The sequence below is a fragment of the Nonomuraea sp. NPDC050153 genome (genome assembly GCF_044460125.1).
In the GTDB taxonomy this organism is placed as follows: domain Bacteria; phylum Actinomycetota; class Actinomycetes; order Streptosporangiales; family Streptosporangiaceae; genus Nonomuraea.
The window spans coordinates 47312-63630 of record NZ_JBITJQ010000006.1; the positions used below are offsets into that span (position 1 = coordinate 47312).

Here is a 16319-nt window from a genome sequence, read left to right on the forward strand (position 1 = left end):
ATCAGCAGACCGACCACCCTCAGGACGCCAGGCAACGAGCCCGAACAACCCCACCCCGCCCTCCGTACGCCTCGGAGTGAGGCTGCACACCCCGAGACATGACAACCCATGCCCACAGCACCGACCCGCCCCAGCGCCGGGACAGCGCCCCGCCGTCACATCCCCCACCGCCAAGGCCCACCACCTCGGCAAACCCGCCGTCGCATCCCCACCGCCAAGGCCCTCCACCTTGGTAAACCCGCCGTCGCATCCCCCATCGTCACGGCCCCCCGCATTGGTAAACCCGCCGTCGCGCTCTCCACCCGCACTACACCCCTCCCTTGCTTCTCCGCCGAGACGGCGTCCCCGTAGCGCCCGCGTGGCAGCACACGCCCGAGCAGCGCACGCCCGAGCAGCACACGCCGTGGCAGCGCACGCCCGAGCAGCACACGCCGTGGCAGCGCACGCCCGAGCAGCGCACGCCGTGGCAGCGCACGCCCGAGCAGCGCACGCCGTGGCAGCGCACGTCCGAGCAGCGCACGCCGTGGCAGCGCACGTCCGAGCAGCGCACGCCGTGGCAGCGCACGCGCTCAGTGCCCACGGCCCAAGTGCCCACCGCTCCAGTGCCGGGGCGGATCAGGGCTCCAGCGCCCAAGTGGTTAGGGCTCGTCGGCGGGGAGGGTGAAGAGGCGGATGTAGACGGGGCGGGCGTCCGGAGAGGCGTCCTCCTGCCGACGGCTGTACTGGAGGAGCAACGCGATGTACGCGTTGTAGAACTCGTTCAGCTCCTCCTTCGTCATGCGCGCCAGACCCCTTGAGCCCTTTGCCCAGTCGGGGTCAGTGCGGTAGGCGGCCGGGAAGCGGTCCACGAGGGCACGGTCCTCCTCGAACCCGACCCTCAGGAACTCGGTCAGGACCGCGCGGTCCTCCGGGGCCAGTTGGTCGGGGTTGGGGAAGCGCATGTCCCTGGGGAGCTCGGCGCGGCGCCACCAGCGTTCGCGGCCGGACGAGCGTTCGGGGATCTCCTCGATGAAGCCGTACTTCTCCAGCTGGCGCAGGTGGTAGCTCGTGGTGCCGGTCTTGGCGCCAAGTAGCTCGCCCAACGTGGTGGAGGTGGCCGGGCCGTGGATGTTGAGGTGGGTCAGCATGCGGCGGCGCATGGGGTGGGCCAGGGCCTTGAGCCTGCCCGGGTCGTCAAGGATGAACGGCTCGTCGCCGTCCTTCGTCTCGTCCTCCTGCATGAGGAGGAGGCTAGTCCTCCCGAACGATATCTGCAGACTTCTCTTTGCCGAGACTTCTCTGCAGAGTATGTTCGGCGATATGCGAACGATTCTTGCGGCCCTTGCCGCCACGCTTCTGGCAGCCAGTCCCTCTGGCGCTTCTTCAGTACTCGGTTCCTCGCTCAGCGCTTCACCCGGCACCTCCGGGGGGCTTCCGGCGGTCGCCTCCCAGGCGGGGCAGTTAGCGGTCGGATTCCCGGCCGGACGCATCGGCGAGCAGGCGGGGCAGCGTGTTCTGCAGCAGCGCCACGGGGCTGGACAGCACGACCTGGCCGGGCGTCTCGGCCCGAGCAAGCAACCCGCCCCAGGCGAACTCGGTCCAGGCGAACTCGGTCCAGGCGAGCAGCTCGGCTCGGACGGGCAGCTCAGCTCAGGCGGGCAGCTCGGTCCAGGCGGGCGGCCCAGCTCAGGCGGGCAGCTCGGCCTGGATGGGCGGGGCGGAGGTGGTGTTGAGGTGCGCTCCGGCCCTGGGGATGGCGGGGGGCTTGGCCTGCCCGACGATCTGAAGGCTTCCGAGGCGAGCTTTCGAGGGAGTGGTGGGCTGGAGATGCACGGCAGCGTGATCAGTCCGGTCCGGGCGCGGAGTGGGCGGGCCGGTGTGGTGCTGGTTCACGGGGCGGGGACCGGGACGAAGCGGGAAAAGCTGCTGGGCGAGGCCGTGGCGTTCGCCCGGCAAGGGCTGTCGGTGCTGATCTACGACAAGCGTTCCGAGGGGTATTCGCTGTTCGAGAGGTCGTACTCGCAGCTGGCCGACGACGCCCTGGGGGCCGTGGGGATGTTGCGGCAGCAGCCGGGGGTCGATCCGGCCAAGGTCGGGATCTGGGGGCTCAGCGAGGGTGGATGGGTGGCGCCGCTGGCGGCGTCGCGGTCCAAGGACATCTCGTTCGTGATCCTGGTGGGCGCCAACGCGCTGCAGCCGCTGCGGCAGCAAACGTGGGCGGTGGCGGCCGGGTTGCGGAAGGCGGGGGTGCACGGGTCCTTCGTCGACCGGACGGAGCCCACGATGTACCGGGTGATCGCGGATGGCGGGCTGTTTCCCGAGCCCTACTACGATCCGGAGCCGGTCATCGGGCGCGTACGGCAGCCCGTGCTCGGGATCTGGGGCGTACACGATCTGCTGACCCCGCCCCGGGAGACGCCTCCCATCTTCGCCAAGGCGCTGGAGAAGGGTGGAAACCGGCGGTACACGTTCCGGTTCTTCGCGGATGCCGATCATGCTGCTCATCGGACGCCCGATGGCGGGGTCACTCGGCTGCCCGAACTCGCTCCGGGTTATGCGGAGCTGGTCGGCAGTTGGGTGGGAGAGGCGACCTCGGGGCGGGCGCCCGTGGCACAGGTGACGGGGCCGGCGCCGGTCCAGGCGGATGACACGGTGGCGGTGCCGCCTGCCGATTGGTGGGAGTCGGCGAGTGTTCAGGTCGCGGTGCTGATGTTGTTCCTGGTCGCGTTCGGGGGGTATCCGGTGGTGGCCCTGGTGCGGCGGGTCCGGCGAAGGGGTGGAGCCCTGTCTGCCAAGAATGCGCGGCGAGGCGGGGTGCTGCTTGCCAATGAGGCGCGGCCGGGTGAGGTGTCACCCGTCGAGGGGGCAAGGCAGGGCGGGGTGCTGCCTGCCAAGGAGGCACGACGGGGCGGGGCGCTGCTCGCCGACGAGGCGCGGCGGGATGAGGCGTCACCCGTCGAGGGAGTGCGGCCTGGTGAGGTGCGGCCTATCAAGGGGGCGTGGCTGGTCAGTGCCGGTGGGCTTGCGGCGGTCGTCGGCGGGTTCGCCTACCTGTTCTACTCAATCATGACCGGGGGGAAGCTGGCCTCGCCGGGGCCTTTGGTGGCGGAGCGGCCTCTCATCTGGCTGGCGCTCCAGGCTCTCGCTGTTGCGACCGTCGTGGGCACCGTCTTGACCTGCGTACGGTGGCGGCGGTCCGCTCCGCTCCTGGAGAAGGTACGGGTCGGGCTGCTGGTCGCGGGCGGCGTCGTCTTCGTTCCGTGGGCGCTGTACTGGGGGTTGCTCCTTCCGTAGGCGGGTGAGGCGTTGATCGGGGATCCCCTTCTGAGGCCAGGACTGGGTGCGGCTCGCCTTGGCCTCAAGAAGCGACCTTCATTGGGGCTGCCCTAATGCGCAAGGGACCGTGGAAGGGCGATCTGGGCTGGGCCGCGCTGGTTTGAGAGCGCGGAGGCAAGTTGGTGAGGCTGAAGGCGGTTGCGGCAGGGGATGGCTCGGGCGGCCGAGCCGAAGGATAGCTCGAACGGCCGAGCCAAGGGATAGCTCGAACAGCCGAGCCAAGGGATAGCTCGAACGGCTGAGGCCAGCGGGGGCTGAAGGCGAGGGCTGGGGAGGATCTCGGGACTGCCGGGGCGGCGGCCTGGCCGGAGTCGAGGGCTGGAAGCGGTGGCCTGGCGGCCGTTCGAGGGCACTGAGACTGCCTCAGGCCAAGGGCTGGGCTGGGCTGGGGCTGGGGCTGGGGCTGGGGCTGGGGCTGGGGCTGGGGCTGGAGTGAGAGGCCATGGGCCGAGTCGTGCTTCGAGGGCTCCGAGGAAGGGCCGGTGGCGAAGGCTCGGGCGGGTTGGTGGAGTTGGGGCGAGCCATCGAGCTGGGCGGGCGAGCGGGACTGAGCTGGGGTGATGTGGGGCTGGGGTCGAGGGTCGGGCTGGGGTCGAGGTGGGTGGTGGGAATGAGGGTGGAAAGGGTGGGGATTTGGGGGGATTGGGGCGGGTGGGGTTTGGGGCGTTTATGCTGATGCGCGGATTCTGAGGCGGGGAGGCGCTGTGCAGACCAAGAAGGACCTCTATCAGGCACACCGCTTGATGCAGCAGAGGCTTGGCATGGCGCTCCTGCAAGCCGAGCCTGACGTCCCCGAGTCGCCCATGCGGCGGCAGAACGTGGCGACGTTCGGGGGGATCCTGATCGGGGTCCTGGTCATGGCGGTGTTCGGGATCTGGGGGCTGGTGCGGCCCGGGAACGCGACCAAGCTGACCGATCCCGGGCAGTTGCTGGTCGAGGAGGAGAGCGGGGCCAAGTTCGTCTACAGCCAGCAGCAGCGCCGCCTGCTGCCGGTGGCGAACTACGTGTCGGCCAGGCTGGTGCTGGACGCCGGGGAGATCACGACCCGGAGCGTGAGCGCCGCCTCGCTGGCCGGGTACGCCCGGGGGCCGCTCATCGGGATCTCCGGGGCGCCTGACTCGCTGCCCGAGAGGAAGAAGCTGGTCAAGGCGCCATGGTCGGTGTGCGTGGTGGAGGGGCCCGACAACACGGGCGGGCGCAAGCCGTACACGACGCTTGTCGGGGGGACGGACCTCGGTGGGAGGCCCGTGGGCGGGGACGCGATGGTGGTCTCCGACGGGCAGCAGAACTGGGTTATCTGGGGCAATCGCCGCATGAGGGTGAGTGAGCAGGGTGTGCGGGCGCTCAGCGCGCAAGCCAGGAAGGTGCCGGCGGCCTGGCTGAACGCGCTGCCGGTCGGCCATGATTTCAAGGGCCCGAACGTGGCGGACCGTGGCAGGAAGATGCGGGCCAACGGCAAGGTCGCCGCGGTGGTCGGGCAGGTGTTCACGGTGCCGGCGCTGCCGGGCACCGCGGCGCGCTGGTACGTGCTGCTCAACGACGGTCTGGCGCCCATCTCCGCCGTCCAGGCCAGGCTCCTCCTGGAGGACCCCACCAGCAAGAAGGCGTACGGGCGCCGCCCCGTGCAGGCCATCCCGATCGACGCCGCGTCGGCCAACGCCTCCCCCTCGCGCCAGAACGTCATGGACGCCACCCTGCCGACGACCATGCCCAAGGTGATCAACGTGTCCGGCTCGACGCCGCTCTGCACGGTGTATCCGAACACGGCTGCCGGCTCGGTCGTGGCCAAGGTGACGGTCGGCAGCAAGGTCACGATTCCGACGCCGTCAGGCTCAGGCGTGCAGGACCGCTTCGACCAGGTGCTGCTCCCTCCGGGCAGCGCCGTGGTGGCCGGGGTGCTGCCCGGCGAGGGCCAGCTCGGCGCGGTGGCGGGCGCGCTGTCGCTGATCAGCGACCAGGGGGTGCGCTATCCGATCCCGTCGGCCGACGTGCTGGGGAAGCTCGGATATGACGCGGCGGACATCGCGCCCGTGCCGACGAGCATCATGCACGCGATCCCGCAGGGCCCGGCGCTGGACCCCGCCGCGGCCATGGTGCCCATGACCGTCGGTAGCCGGTAGTCCCGCTGGTAGCCGGCTGTCTGCTGTCTGGGTACGGCCCCGCGTCGGCGCGCCCGGCCGCCGCAGGCCGGCCGCCGCGCGGGGAGCCGTCAACGGCCTTCGGGCCGCCGCGATCCTCCCAGCGGCCTCTGACCGTCCGCAGCCGCCGGACGACCGGTTCGGCGCTCAGAAGCCGAACTCTGGCATGACTCCCGGCACGGCCTGGCCCGCGTCGAGCGGCGCCGTCGGATCCTTGGCCAAGTCCGCCTTGCTGGCATCCCACATGACGCGGGCCTCCGCCAGGTTCGGCTTCTGCGACGGCAGAGCCTTCAGGAACGGCAGGTCCTGCATGAACTGGTTGAGCCCCACTCCCGCCAGCCCCAAGATGACGGTGATCTTCATGATGAGCTTCCAGTGCTTCTTGAAGACTCCCATGAGGACCTTGTGGAGGGTCATCACCCAGCGGATGATCGCCAGCTCCCACCCCTGGGCGCCCGGCACGAAACGCACGGCCAGCACGATCCCCATCATCACCGTGAGGAGGCCGGCGACGACGTCGCACAGCACTGCGATGACGTGGAACGCGGTGGCCGAGCACTTGAGCGACTCCCCGCAGGCGATGCGGTTGTTGTCGAGCTTTTCCAGCTGTACGTCGAACTCGTTGACCTTCTGCACGAACGACGAGTAGCCCCGTCCGACCCAGTCGCTGTTCTCACCGATCTCCTTGGCCATCCGCTTCAGCTCGCTGCGCAGATAGGCGAGGTCGCTGGAGGTCGTCGAGGGCGCCATGGGAACAAGCGGCAGGCTCTGGTTGGGCTTCGCACCCGCCGCCATCGGCGGGTGCCACCCCTTGTTGTCGGCCTGCTGCATGCCGACCGGCGTCCCGTCGTTCCACTGGTCGGCCGCCCGGGCTTGCTCGCCCGGGTCCGCGATCACCAGGGACATCAGCGTGAGGATGGGCAGCGCGTACGGCATGACGACGCATGCCGCCGCAGTGGCCGCCCAGGCACTGCGGAACATCCAGACATCCGCGTCGTAAGCCACCTGCTCGCCTATTCCTCTCTACCGAGCACTGCCGGCGTGATGTCCTCGTCGGTGTCCCAGACCGCCTCGTCCTCGCCGAGGTGGGGACCGCGCTCGCGGTCCTTCTGTTCCTGACCGCCTCCGGCGCCCATGCCGGGCGACATGGGGTACATCGGCATCCCGCTGTTGAGCGCCCGGGCGATGCTGCCCGGCGCGCCCGCGCCGCCCACGCCTGATGCGCCGCCGGCGGACCCGAAGCCGCTCTCCGGCACGCCGACTGACGTGCGCGGCATGGAGGCCCGCGGGTCGTACCCCGTGGTGCCGGGGATCTGCGGCGTGGTCGAGTTCGGCAGGGTGGGGTTGAGGCCTTCCAGGTTGGTCTTGGGCGTCTGGTTGAGGTCGCTCAGGTCGGGGGTCTTGACGTCCGGTTGATCGATCTTGGGTTGGTCGATGTTCGGCTGATCGATCTTGGGTTGATCGATGTTGGGTTGATCGACGTTCGGCTGATCGATGTTCGGCTGGTCGATGTTCGGCTGATCGATGTCGGGCTGGTCGATGTCGGACCCCGGGACGTCCGGCTTCGGGATTTCCGGCTGCTTGATGTCGTCCACCGAAGGCTTGTCGAACTTCAGGTCGTCGGGGTTGACGCCGCTGCCCTTGGGCAGGTCCATGCCCTTGCCGATGGGCAGGTCACCCGCGCCGCCCATCGGCCCCGTCCCGCCGGGGCCGTCCTTGCCGGCCTTGCTGGCCTCCTCGGCCTCCTTGGCGTTGGCGGCCGCGTCGGCCAGCGCCTGCTTCCACGAGTCCAGCACGTCCTTGGCCTGCTCCAGCGCCTTGGCGGCGCTGTCGCGGGTCGAGCGGTGTGCCACATTGAGCCCGCCGCCGATCACACCGAAGGTGAAGTGGTGCATGTCGATGGCGCCGGTCTTCTGGCTCATGAGGGTCAGGTCGTCGCCGTAGCTGCCCACGTTCTTCCCCAGCGTCGTGACGCTGGAGTGCTTCATCGCGAAGTCGGGATCCTTGGAACGCGGGTCGACGCTCGCGCCGAGCCCGTTCAGCCCGCCCAGGGCGCTGGAGTACGGATCGTTGTCGCTGCCCACGTGCCCCCCTTGTCACGATCGGCCCATACGTTACGCCAGCCGCGCAGGTCCCGTACAGACAGATACGGCCCGTTACCACTCAACAGGAGCAAAGCCCCAAATGAGTACATTCTGTCAATACACCCACCATCCGCCCCGATGATATGGAAAATTAACGTGATCACATGCGACGCTAGTGGTCGATGTTCACTAATGTGACCAAACAGGCCGACTTCAGTAGTCGGTTGGAGTCAGCCGACCCAGCAAGGGAGGGACTGTGGGGGCACAACCGCAGACTCAAGTAAGTGAAGCCGATCTCAAGGCCGCGATCACCCTCATCGAGGACGCCGCCGAGCGGTTGCGCGGCATCCAGGCGAACCTCGACACGGCCGGTATCACCCTCAAGGTCCACTGGGTGGGCCAGTCGGAGGCCGCGTTCGACGCCGTCCACAAGAAGTGGCACGAGCGGATGGACGTCATCCTGGCCAGCCTGCGCCGCCTGGCGGAGAACGTCGGGTCGAGCAACAAGAACTACGCCTCGTTCAACCAGGAGCGGACCGAGGCGATCAACCAGATCTCCAACCTGATCAACGCCAAGTTCGACTCGCGTCTCTAGCAAGGGGGCCCGCGATGCCCGCGGACGACATCTTCGATATCACAAAGGTCAACTACGCCGGCCTCGGCGAGGGTGAGGACGCCTTCGCCAGGGCGTTCAACGACATGGTCACGACCCTGGACAACCTGGAGCGGGACCTGCTCGCCAAGAGCGCGATCTGGCAGGGCGAGTCCAAGAGCGTCTTCGACGAGGTCAGGCAGCTCTGGGAGCGCGAGGCCAACGACATGTCGCAGTTCATCGACCTGATGAAGAAGAACATCAACATCACGAACCTGAACATGCAGCAGGTCGAGAAGATCAACGCCCAGATCTTCGACGGCAGGTAAGGCGTAGCGCGGGGGCCGACACCAGAGGGGGAACATGGGCAGCGACAACGGCGGAGTGGAGCTCAGCCGGAGGGCGATCAAAGCGGCCAAGGCGGACCTGGAAGAGGCCCTCGCCATGCTGGACCCCGGCAACCCGGCCGGCAAGGCGGGCGGCAGCGGCGCCGTGCAGGCCATCTTCACGAGCTCTGGTCCTGTCGAGCAGTTGGGCGGCGACTACGACGCCCTGGGCGGGTTCTGGCCGGCGGCCATGGGCTTCCGGCAGAGCACCACCAACGCCGTCACCACCGTCACCAGCACCTACTCGAACATCACCGGCCAGGTGGCGAACGTCATCGGCCTGCTCGATCAGGCGTTGAAGAACTATGACGGCATCGAGACGGACGGCGAGGGCAGGTCGAAGGCGATGCAGGTCTGATGGCTGAGTATCAGGCGCCCATCAGGGGCGACATCGGCAGCCTCGAGTTCGAGGGCGCGACGCTCGATCTGCTCCGCGACACGCTGGCCAAGAACAAGCCCCAGCTCATCGGCCAGGCCGCGGCCGAGTTCCTCGAAGGCAAGGTACGGCTCGACCATCTTGTCGATGTGATCGACAAGCATCTGCGGGAGCTGGACAAGTCCTGGACCGCGGGCGAGGACGCCAAGACCGTCAAAACGCAGCTGCGCAAGCTGCGCGAGGCGGCGACGGACATCTCGACCACGATCAGCGACCAGCCCGTCGATCCGAAGAATCCCCCGAAGAACCCGCACGGTGTCGCCCCCGCGCTCATCGTCCACGCCCGGACGCTGTCGGCGGCCAAGGGAGACGTGCCCGACAATCCCGGCAGCGACATCGACTTCGGAGAGGCCGCCGTCACTGGCGGCGTGGCCGGGGCCGCCATCGGCTCCTTCTTCGGCGGGGTGGGCGCCGTGCCGGGTGTGGTGATCGGCGCGGGCGTGGGCCTCCTCGTCGGCGGCATCACCCGCTTCATCAGCGACCTCCCGTTCGTGAACATCTGGGGCGACTCCAAAGAGGAGAAGGACCGGAAGAAGGCCGCCGAGGCCATCAAGCTGCTCAGCCAGGACACCAAGCTCAACAACGACGTGTTCCCCGCAGAGCTCAGGACCGACATCCCGCAGTTCATGGCGCTCGCGCCGAACACGCCCACCGACCCGTTCGGCGGGAAGACCGGGATCGGCGGCAACCTCCCGGTCGGCCTCAACCAGCCGTACGACCCGACGTCCGGCCTCGACGGCCTGAACCAGGACGGCCTGCAGGACCCCAACCGGCACCAGATCCCGGGCATCGACACCACGACCGACCCGACGAGCACGTTCCCCATCGGCACGGACGGCATCGGCGGCACGGGACTCGGGAACGGCCAGAACGGGACCGGGGCGAACGGCCAGAACGGCACCGGCGGCAATGTCCCCGGCCTGACCGACCCCTCCTCCGCCCTGAACGCGAACGCGAACGCCAACCCGAACCTGAACGGCTCCCAGGGCTCGAACGCCGGGGGCCCGACGACGTCCCTGGCCGGGATGCCCGATCCGTCGTCCCTGTCCAACCACCCGTCCACCAACTCGCCCACCACGGGCATCGGCAGCCCGTACGGCGGCTCCGGCGCGGGAGCGAGCGGCTTCGGCGCGGGGGCGGGCTCGGGCAGCGGGGTGAACGCGGCCGGCCTGCGCGGGCTGGGCAGCGGCGGCTCCTCCATGATCCCCGCGGTCCCGCTGACCGGCGGCCAGGGCGGCGCGCAGGACAGGCAGGAGAGGGAGCGGACCACGTTCCTCCTGGAGGACGAGGACCTCTTCAGGAGCGACGTGAGGACGACCAACCACCTCATCAACGGTGACTCGAAAGGCAAGGCGTGAGCGTTCCCAAGGACAACGATCCGCCACCCCCAGGACTGGAGCTCGCCAAGGACTTCCCCGGGCTCAGCGGGAACGACGGCCGCGGGCCGTACGCGGATCACGAGGCGATCAGGGACGTCGTCTCCCGGCTGCTCAAGAACCTGGGCTCCGTGAACGGCAACCCGCAACCGTCGATGAGCGCCACCTGGAGCGGACCCGGCACGATCGGCGAGGTGCAGGGGCTGGGCAACGTCGGGCCGGAGGCCACCGGCAAGTGGGAGGTGGCCAGCAACTTCGGCGCCAACTTCGAGTCGGCGTACAAGGTGTTCGGCGAGAGCTACAGCCAGCTCATCGACTACATCGAGAAGTGGGCCGAGGCGGTCGAACGGGCCGTCTCCAACTACGAAAAAGGGCACCGGGACAGCAGTGCGTGAGATACCGGCAAGGATGGCGTTAGATGGGTGACGAGTGGAAGCCGATCAGGCTCTATGACTACCTCGGCAACAGCAAGCCGGGCATCTTCGTCACCAGGGCTCAGATCGTCTCCTACCTGAAGGCCACTGACCCGGACAGGATCGAGAGCGCCGGGAACAGTTACGTCAAGGCGGCCGAGCTGGTCCACGGCAAGAGCGGGCTGGAGGGCACGCTCATGAAGGCCGCGGAGGAGCTCGCTGAGGTCTGGCGCGGTGACGGCGCCACCACGGCGCTGGAGGCGCTGCGGCTGCTGCACGCGAGCGCCGCCGCGCTCGGCGACGCCATGGAGAAGACCGGCAAGCCGATGGTCGAGTACGCCCAGCAGCTCAGGACGTCCAAGACGACCATGCCCGGGCCCACCGCCCTCAGCACCACGACCAATGTCGACAACGAGCCCTCGACGCCCCTCAACCCCCAGTTGGGCACCGCCGGGTATCTGGTGGACAACGCGGCCCGGGCGCATCTGGAGCAGCTGAACAACAAGATCAACTCACTGAACGCGCAGATGGCCGACGGCCTGGCGTTCAAGCTGCCCGAGATCAGTCCCATGGTGGTGGAGACCCAGAAGCAGGACGACCTCGACCCCGGCAGCGGCACCAACGTGCCGGCGGGCGAGACGAGGTACTGGACCGGCGACGGCAGCGGCTCGACGGGCTCGGACGGCGGCGGAGGCTCCGACGGCACCGGCGGCGGCCGTGACGGTTCTGACGGCACCGGCGGCTCCGACGGCAAGGGCGACGACCAGAACCCCGGCAAGGGCGACAACCAGGGCCAGGACCCGGGCAACGGTCAGGACGACCCGTCCACGGGGAACCAGGATCCCGCCAACCCGCAGCAGCCCGGCAGCGGCGGCACGGGCGGCTCGCCGCAGAACCCCTCGGACCAGGACCAGAGCGTGCCTCCGGTGATCGGCGCCGATCCGCCTAAGACCCAGCTCGCCGACGCCGGCAACCCGACCCTCACCCCCACCACGCCGACGACGGCGTACCCGCAGCAGTCCACGCCCAGCCTGCTCACCAACCCGCCCCCCACCACTCAGGTGCCCACGAGCGCCAACCCGTTCTCCCCGGTTCCGGGGCAGAGCGGCGGCGGCGCGGGCACCTGGTACGGGATGGGCGGCTCGGGAACGGGGTCCGCTCCGGCGGTGCTCCGCGGCGGGCCCGGGGCCGCAGGATCGGGATTCATGGCCTACCCGCCGGGCGGCATGGGCGCGGGCGGCGATCAGAGCAGCGAGCGCGACCGCGAGATCTACGACCCCGAAGGGGACATCTGGTCCACCACGCACCAGATCAGCCCCGACCGCATCGGCTGACGAAACGCCGAAGGCCCGGCCCGCACGACGTGGGCCGGGCCTTCGCTCGTTCGTCAGCCCTCCATGCGCTGCTGGATCCGGTCCAGCTGTCCCAAGAGGTCCTCGTACGTGCGGTTGTAGGCCGACTCGGCCTGCCGTACGAGCTCCAGGCCGCCCTCAGGGTCCCTGGCGAAGCGCATGGGGTTGTTCTCCTCGCCGAAGACGTTGCCCATCTCCTCGGAGATGCGCCGCTGCAGGTCGGCGTTGGCCTCCGAGATGACGGCCTTGATGCGCTCGGCCAGTTCGGCCGAGTTGAGGCGCATGGCCTTGGGGTGCAGGACGAGCTCCTTGAGCCCCGAGCTGCCGCACTCCGCCACGACGAACCCGTCCTCGTCCTGGGCGCGGCCCGTCAGATCCTGCAGGACCCGCTGGAACTCACCGGCCCGCGCCATCTGCTGGTCGGCGTTCCTGAGGATCCGGTCGATGTCCAGCGCCCCGAATTCCCGCTCGATCATGACTCATACCCCATAAGACACAGAAGCGGCTTTTCTCCCCACCCTATCCTCAAGGGCCGGAGATCTCCCGCTTCGGCTCGATCCAGTCGAAGTCCTGGTACCGCGGGGGCAGGCCGTGCTTCTTGGCGGGCTCCGAGAAGGAGGGGTACTTGTCGGCGTCGATCACGATCGACTTGAAGTCGACCGCGGCGTCGCCGTTCGGCGTGATGTAGTTCCACTGGTGGTTCCGCTTCACCATGGTCGACAGCACCTCGCCGCCCTCCTTCAGGGTGCTGGCCATCGAGGTGGCCAGGAGGAGTGTCGCGATGTTGACCTCGGCCGTGATGTATTTCTCCATCAGCACCCCCCACACCGCGCTTTGCGGCGCCCGCTGCAGCGCCTTGGCGACGACGAGCACGCCGAGCGCGGTGAGCGCCGTGCGCATGACCCAGGTCCAGAAGCTCCGGTACGCCGCCGCGACCTCGTCGAGCGAGCTGCCGCCCGTGTTCAGGACGTTGCGCAGCACCTCGGACTCGCGCTGGAAGGTCCAGAGCACCCGGTCGAACTCGTCGCGGTCCATCGCGATCCAGCCGTCTTTGGCCGTGTCCCGCAGTTGCGGGAGCAGGTTCTTCATCCCGCCGTCGAGCCGTTGGGCCATGCCGCTCTGCCAGACGCTGACCGCCTGGGCCATGCCCGGCTCGTTGGCGAGCATCCCACCGCAGATGGCGATGGCGGGAGCCAGACCCAGGCTGAGCTTGCCCGCCCTCTTCAGCAGTTTGAGCGCCTTCTCCCCCAGCGACGACACGGACGACCGCATCGCGGGGGCCTCCGGAGCCCCACCGAACCTGGCCGTGCCCAAGTGCCCGCGCGAGGCGCCGTTGGCGGCGTAGCCCTGGGGGGTGGATGGGCCGACGGGCTGATTCGGCGCGGGGTAGCCGGCATAAGGGTTGCCGGGAACGGGCCTGGGCTGCGCATACGGCTGGTACGGGCCCGTCGTCGGGCTGGTGGTCGTCGGGCCGTAGGCATTCGGGGCGGCGTACGGGTTGGAGTACGGATTGGCGGGCACCGGCTGGCCGGGCGTGGGGGCCCGGGTGTGCGCCCAGGGATCCGGGGCCGTCGGCTGGGCCGGCGCGGCCCCCCGGGCCTGCGCCCAGGGGTCCGGGCCACCCGGAGCGCCCGGCTGTGCCGGGGTGCCGTAGGGATTGCCGGGAGGGGCCTGGGTGGCCGGTGGGGTTTGGGTGTGCGCCCAGGGGTCCGGAGCGCCGCCCCAGGGGTCCGGGGTGCCCATCAGCTGCGGTACCTCACGATGCTGGCCTCCTCGGCCGCCCGCCAGTTGCGCCTGGCCCGTTCCAGGGACGTCGACCAGCTCTGCACGGCGTTCTCCATTTCGGTGAACGTGGTGTCCGCCCAGCGGCGAAACTCCTCGTACGCGCCGCCGATCATCACGCCGCCGACCGCCCCGAAGCCGATCCCCTCCACGTCCGTGTGCTTCAGGAGCCCGTGGATGAACTCCACGTTCGGATGCAGCTCCTCGTCGACACGCGTCCGTGTGTGCGCGATGGTGGACGACGTGACGTAGATCTCCTGGCGTGCTTTCTGCTGGTTATTCGCCACAAAACATGATTGTTGTCCAAATTTCGGGATCGTTGGGCTGGCTTGCTGTGATCTTCATGATCGGTTCAACAACGCGCCAGATTCAGATCGCCTTCGGTTAACCGGCCGGCGATGGCGTGGCGTGTCATGGACTACACCGAGGACGATGTGGACAAGCTCCTCCGGGACAACGAGCGCGAGCTCAACCGCCTGGCCGCGGCCGCCGCCGAACTGCAGCTGATCACCGGCAAGGGGGAGAGCCGCAGCGGCCTGACCACCGCGGTCGTGAACGCGGACGGCATGCTCCAGAGCGTGGACTTCTCGCCTCGCGTCCTGCGCCTGGACATCAGGGCCCTGGCCGAGGAGGTCGTCCAGGCGGTGCGCCAGGCGCAGGAGGACCAGGGGCGCCAGGCCCAGGAGCTGCTGGCCGTGCCGCCGTCGCAGGTCCTCGGGCTGGACGAGATCCAGCGGCAGTTCGCCGAGTTCCAGGACGTGTTCGGCGCGGAGACGGCCGAGCGGAACGACCGGCTCCGGCGGCTCCGCGAGCGGGACCCGCGCGACGACTGACCGACCAGACGACCGGCCCCGCGACGACCGACCGACCAGACGGACAGCCCGCGACGACCGGCCCGGTGAAGCGGCCCGCCGAGCCGGCCGCTTCGCCGGAGGTCCGGGGTGCGGCGCTCAGCCCGAAAGGCCGCGGATCCAGGTGTAGACGTCGAGGACGCCGAGCGCCAGCGGGAAGAGCGCGATCAGCATGATGACGTCCACCACTTCACCCGCGCGCCCCCAGAACGGCGACAGCCGCCCCGACGGCAGCCACAGGCCGAGCCCGACGACCAGCATCGCCAGCCAGAGCACGCCCATCACGACGGCCGCGGCGGCCACCGTGCCCGCGCCCGCGCTCAGCTCGACCCCCACCGCGATCAGCCCGGCCAGCCCGGTGCCCAGCAGCCAGAGCCGCTGGCCGAGGCCGTGGAAGACGCGGGCGCGCAGCAGCAGCACCAGCGCGAGCACGACGGTCATCGAGACCGCCATCCAGGTCGGCGTGGCGATCAGGAAGATCATCGCGCCGATGGCGGTGAGCACGATGCCGACGATCATCCCGGTGGCGTACCGGCGGGCCTGCGCGGTGCGGGCCAGGACGCCCTCGCTGTCCAGCCGCTGGTTGTCGGCCCGCAACTCCTCGGCGTTGGTGGGCAGGGCCGGCAGCGGCACCCTGGCGATCCGGAACGACAGCGTGGGGATCAGCGGGCTGAACGCGATCAGGATCGTGACCGTCATCGACGCCACGCCCGCCGGGGGCAGGCCGAACACCATGACCACGGCGGACGCGAGCGCCCCCGCCACGGTCGCGATGGCCGTCCCGAGGAAGCCCGCCACCCCGTCGGCCACCACCGTGCCGCCGACGGTGGCCACCAGCGCGGTACAGGTGAGCGCGGCCAGCAGGTGCGGGGCTCCGAGCCCGCCCAGGGAGGAGCCGCTGACCAGGCCGTACAGACCGGCCAGGAACGCGTACGGCAGCGCCGCGTAGCCGATCAGCGCGCCCGCGGAGGAGTCGCCGACGGCCCTGGACAGGGCCGCGCTGACGCCGATCAGCAGCAGCGCGAGCATGCCCGCGACCACGGTCACGCCCAGCGGCGCGCTCCCGGACAGCACCAGCGCGGGAGCGCCGAGCGCGAGCATGATGGCGGCGGCGCCCGCGCCCATGGCCCGGGTGTGACGGGCCTCCCATTTGCCCGAGCTGTCCTTGACGCCGGTGGCGACCACGTCGGCCACGTCGTCGAAGAGCGCGGGCGGCAGCGTGAGCTCGCGCGGCCGCAGGTAGAGCAGCTCGCCGTCCAGCACGCCCAGGGCCGCGAGCGTCTGCCCGAGGTCGAATGGCGCGCCTCCGAGGCGCTGGAGCACCCAGCCGGGCGGCCCGGCCGCGTCGCCGCCGGCCTCGCCGACGGCGCGCAGCAGCCCGGGCAGCACGTGCGGGAGCGGGATGTCGGCAGGCAGCGCCAGATCGACCCGGCGGCGCGGGGCGACGATCGTGACGTGGCACAACGGGGCCACCGGCGCGCGCATCTGCGGCTGAGCGCCTGGATGTGTCGGCGGCAGCCCAGGCGGCCCGGGCGGCATCGGCCGCATGGGCTGCATCGGCTGGTGGGCGAGGGAGGTCACGGCCACTCCAGGT

General features: G+C 69.7%; 18 protein-coding genes. 9 read left to right on the forward strand and 9 right to left on the reverse strand.

Features of this window, described 5'->3' with window-relative positions; genetic code table 11:
* Positions 1-307 precede the first annotated feature (307 nt).
* The 3 genes from ACIBQ1_RS17280 to ACIBQ1_RS17290 all read right to left on the reverse strand — a co-directional run bounded on the left by ACIBQ1_RS17280 (position 308) and on the right by ACIBQ1_RS17290 (position 1812).
* Positions 308-580, reverse strand: coding sequence for a hypothetical protein (locus tag ACIBQ1_RS17280; RefSeq protein WP_397278510.1), 273 nt, complete (start codon positions 578-580; stop codon positions 308-310).
* Between the two features lie 58 nt (positions 581-638).
* The gene (locus tag ACIBQ1_RS17285; RefSeq protein WP_397278511.1) at positions 639-1220 is read right to left on the reverse strand and encodes an ArsR/SmtB family transcription factor; all 582 of its coding nucleotides are present in this window, start codon (positions 1218-1220) and stop codon (positions 639-641) included.
* A 445-nt stretch (positions 1221-1665) separates the two neighbouring features.
* Positions 1666-1812, reverse strand: coding sequence for a hypothetical protein (locus ACIBQ1_RS17290; protein WP_397278513.1), 147 nt, complete (start codon positions 1810-1812; stop codon positions 1666-1668).
* 6 nt (positions 1813-1818) lie between these two features.
* Here ACIBQ1_RS17290 and ACIBQ1_RS17295 point away from each other — a divergent pair, with 6 nt between their 5' ends.
* Positions 1819-3273 carry an alpha/beta hydrolase family protein gene (locus ACIBQ1_RS17295; protein ID WP_397278515.1) on the forward strand — a complete coding sequence of 485 codons (1455 nt, stop codon included), beginning with the start codon at positions 1819-1821 and terminating at the stop codon, positions 3271-3273.
* Between the two features lie 746 nt (positions 3274-4019).
* On the forward strand, positions 4020-5435 hold the full coding sequence (gene eccB, locus ACIBQ1_RS17300) for a type VII secretion protein EccB (protein ID WP_397278517.1): 1416 nt from the start codon (positions 4020-4022) through the stop codon (positions 5433-5435).
* Positions 5436-5600: 165 nt separating this feature from the next.
* On the opposite strand, the gene ACIBQ1_RS17305 is transcribed toward eccB, so the two are convergent.
* Positions 5601-6434 (reverse strand): hypothetical protein, encoded by an 834-nt coding sequence (locus tag ACIBQ1_RS17305; protein ID WP_397278518.1) that lies wholly within the window; start codon positions 6432-6434, stop codon positions 5601-5603.
* A gap of 32 nt (positions 6435-6466) precedes the next feature.
* Positions 6467-7537 (reverse strand): hypothetical protein, encoded by a 1071-nt coding sequence (locus ACIBQ1_RS17310; protein WP_397278520.1) that lies wholly within the window; start codon positions 7535-7537, stop codon positions 6467-6469.
* Between the two features lie 256 nt (positions 7538-7793).
* Between ACIBQ1_RS17310 and ACIBQ1_RS17315 the strand changes: the two genes are divergently transcribed.
* From ACIBQ1_RS17315 to ACIBQ1_RS17340, 6 genes are read left to right on the forward strand one after another with little or no spacing between them, the layout of a single operon-like run.
* Complete coding sequence (locus ACIBQ1_RS17315) at positions 7794-8132, forward strand: WXG100 family type VII secretion target (RefSeq protein ID WP_397278522.1); 339 nt, start codon at positions 7794-7796, stop codon at positions 8130-8132.
* Positions 8133-8146: 14 nt separating this feature from the next.
* Complete coding sequence (locus ACIBQ1_RS17320) at positions 8147-8458, forward strand: WXG100 family type VII secretion target (RefSeq protein WP_397278523.1); 312 nt, start codon at positions 8147-8149, stop codon at positions 8456-8458.
* Between the two features lie 34 nt (positions 8459-8492).
* Positions 8493-8873, forward strand: coding sequence for a hypothetical protein (locus ACIBQ1_RS17325; protein ID WP_397278525.1), 381 nt, complete (start codon positions 8493-8495; stop codon positions 8871-8873).
* The gene (locus tag ACIBQ1_RS17330) at positions 8873-10309 is read left to right on the forward strand and encodes a hypothetical protein (protein WP_397278526.1); all 1437 of its coding nucleotides are present in this window, start codon (positions 8873-8875) and stop codon (positions 10307-10309) included. The genes ACIBQ1_RS17325 and ACIBQ1_RS17330 overlap by 1 nt, the downstream gene beginning before the upstream one ends.
* On the forward strand, positions 10306-10722 hold the full coding sequence (locus ACIBQ1_RS17335) for a hypothetical protein (protein WP_397278527.1): 417 nt from the start codon (positions 10306-10308) through the stop codon (positions 10720-10722). Before ACIBQ1_RS17330 ends, ACIBQ1_RS17335 begins: the two co-directional genes overlap by 4 nt.
* Before the next feature lie 23 nt (positions 10723-10745).
* Positions 10746-12074: a WXG100 family type VII secretion target gene (locus tag ACIBQ1_RS17340; protein WP_397278528.1), complete on the forward strand. Its 1329-nt coding sequence runs from the start codon at positions 10746-10748 to the stop codon at positions 12072-12074.
* A gap of 53 nt (positions 12075-12127) precedes the next feature.
* Here ACIBQ1_RS17340 and ACIBQ1_RS17345 read toward each other — a convergent pair whose 3' ends face one another.
* From ACIBQ1_RS17345 to ACIBQ1_RS17355, 3 genes are read right to left on the reverse strand one after another with little or no spacing between them, the layout of a single operon-like run.
* A complete protein-coding gene (locus tag ACIBQ1_RS17345) occupies positions 12128-12568 on the reverse strand; it encodes a YbaB/EbfC family nucleoid-associated protein (protein ID WP_397278530.1) in 441 nt (146 codons plus the stop codon).
* A gap of 49 nt (positions 12569-12617) precedes the next feature.
* Entirely contained in the window at positions 12618-13835 is a 1218-nt protein-coding gene (locus ACIBQ1_RS17350; RefSeq protein ID WP_397278532.1) for a hypothetical protein, read from the reverse strand.
* The gene (locus ACIBQ1_RS17355) at positions 13835-14161 is read right to left on the reverse strand and encodes a hypothetical protein (protein WP_397278534.1); all 327 of its coding nucleotides are present in this window, start codon (positions 14159-14161) and stop codon (positions 13835-13837) included. Before ACIBQ1_RS17355 ends, ACIBQ1_RS17350 begins: the two co-directional genes overlap by 1 nt.
* 111 nt (positions 14162-14272) lie before the next feature.
* On the opposite strand from ACIBQ1_RS17355, the gene ACIBQ1_RS17360 reads away from it, so the two are divergent.
* On the forward strand, positions 14273-14707 hold the full coding sequence (locus ACIBQ1_RS17360; protein ID WP_397278535.1) for a YbaB/EbfC family nucleoid-associated protein: 435 nt from the start codon (positions 14273-14275) through the stop codon (positions 14705-14707).
* 117 nt (positions 14708-14824) lie between these two features.
* Here ACIBQ1_RS17360 and eccD read toward each other — a convergent pair whose 3' ends face one another.
* Positions 14825-16306 (reverse strand): type VII secretion integral membrane protein EccD, encoded by a 1482-nt coding sequence (gene eccD / locus ACIBQ1_RS17365; protein ID WP_397278537.1) that lies wholly within the window; start codon positions 16304-16306, stop codon positions 14825-14827.
* Positions 16307-16319 lie beyond the last annotated feature (13 nt).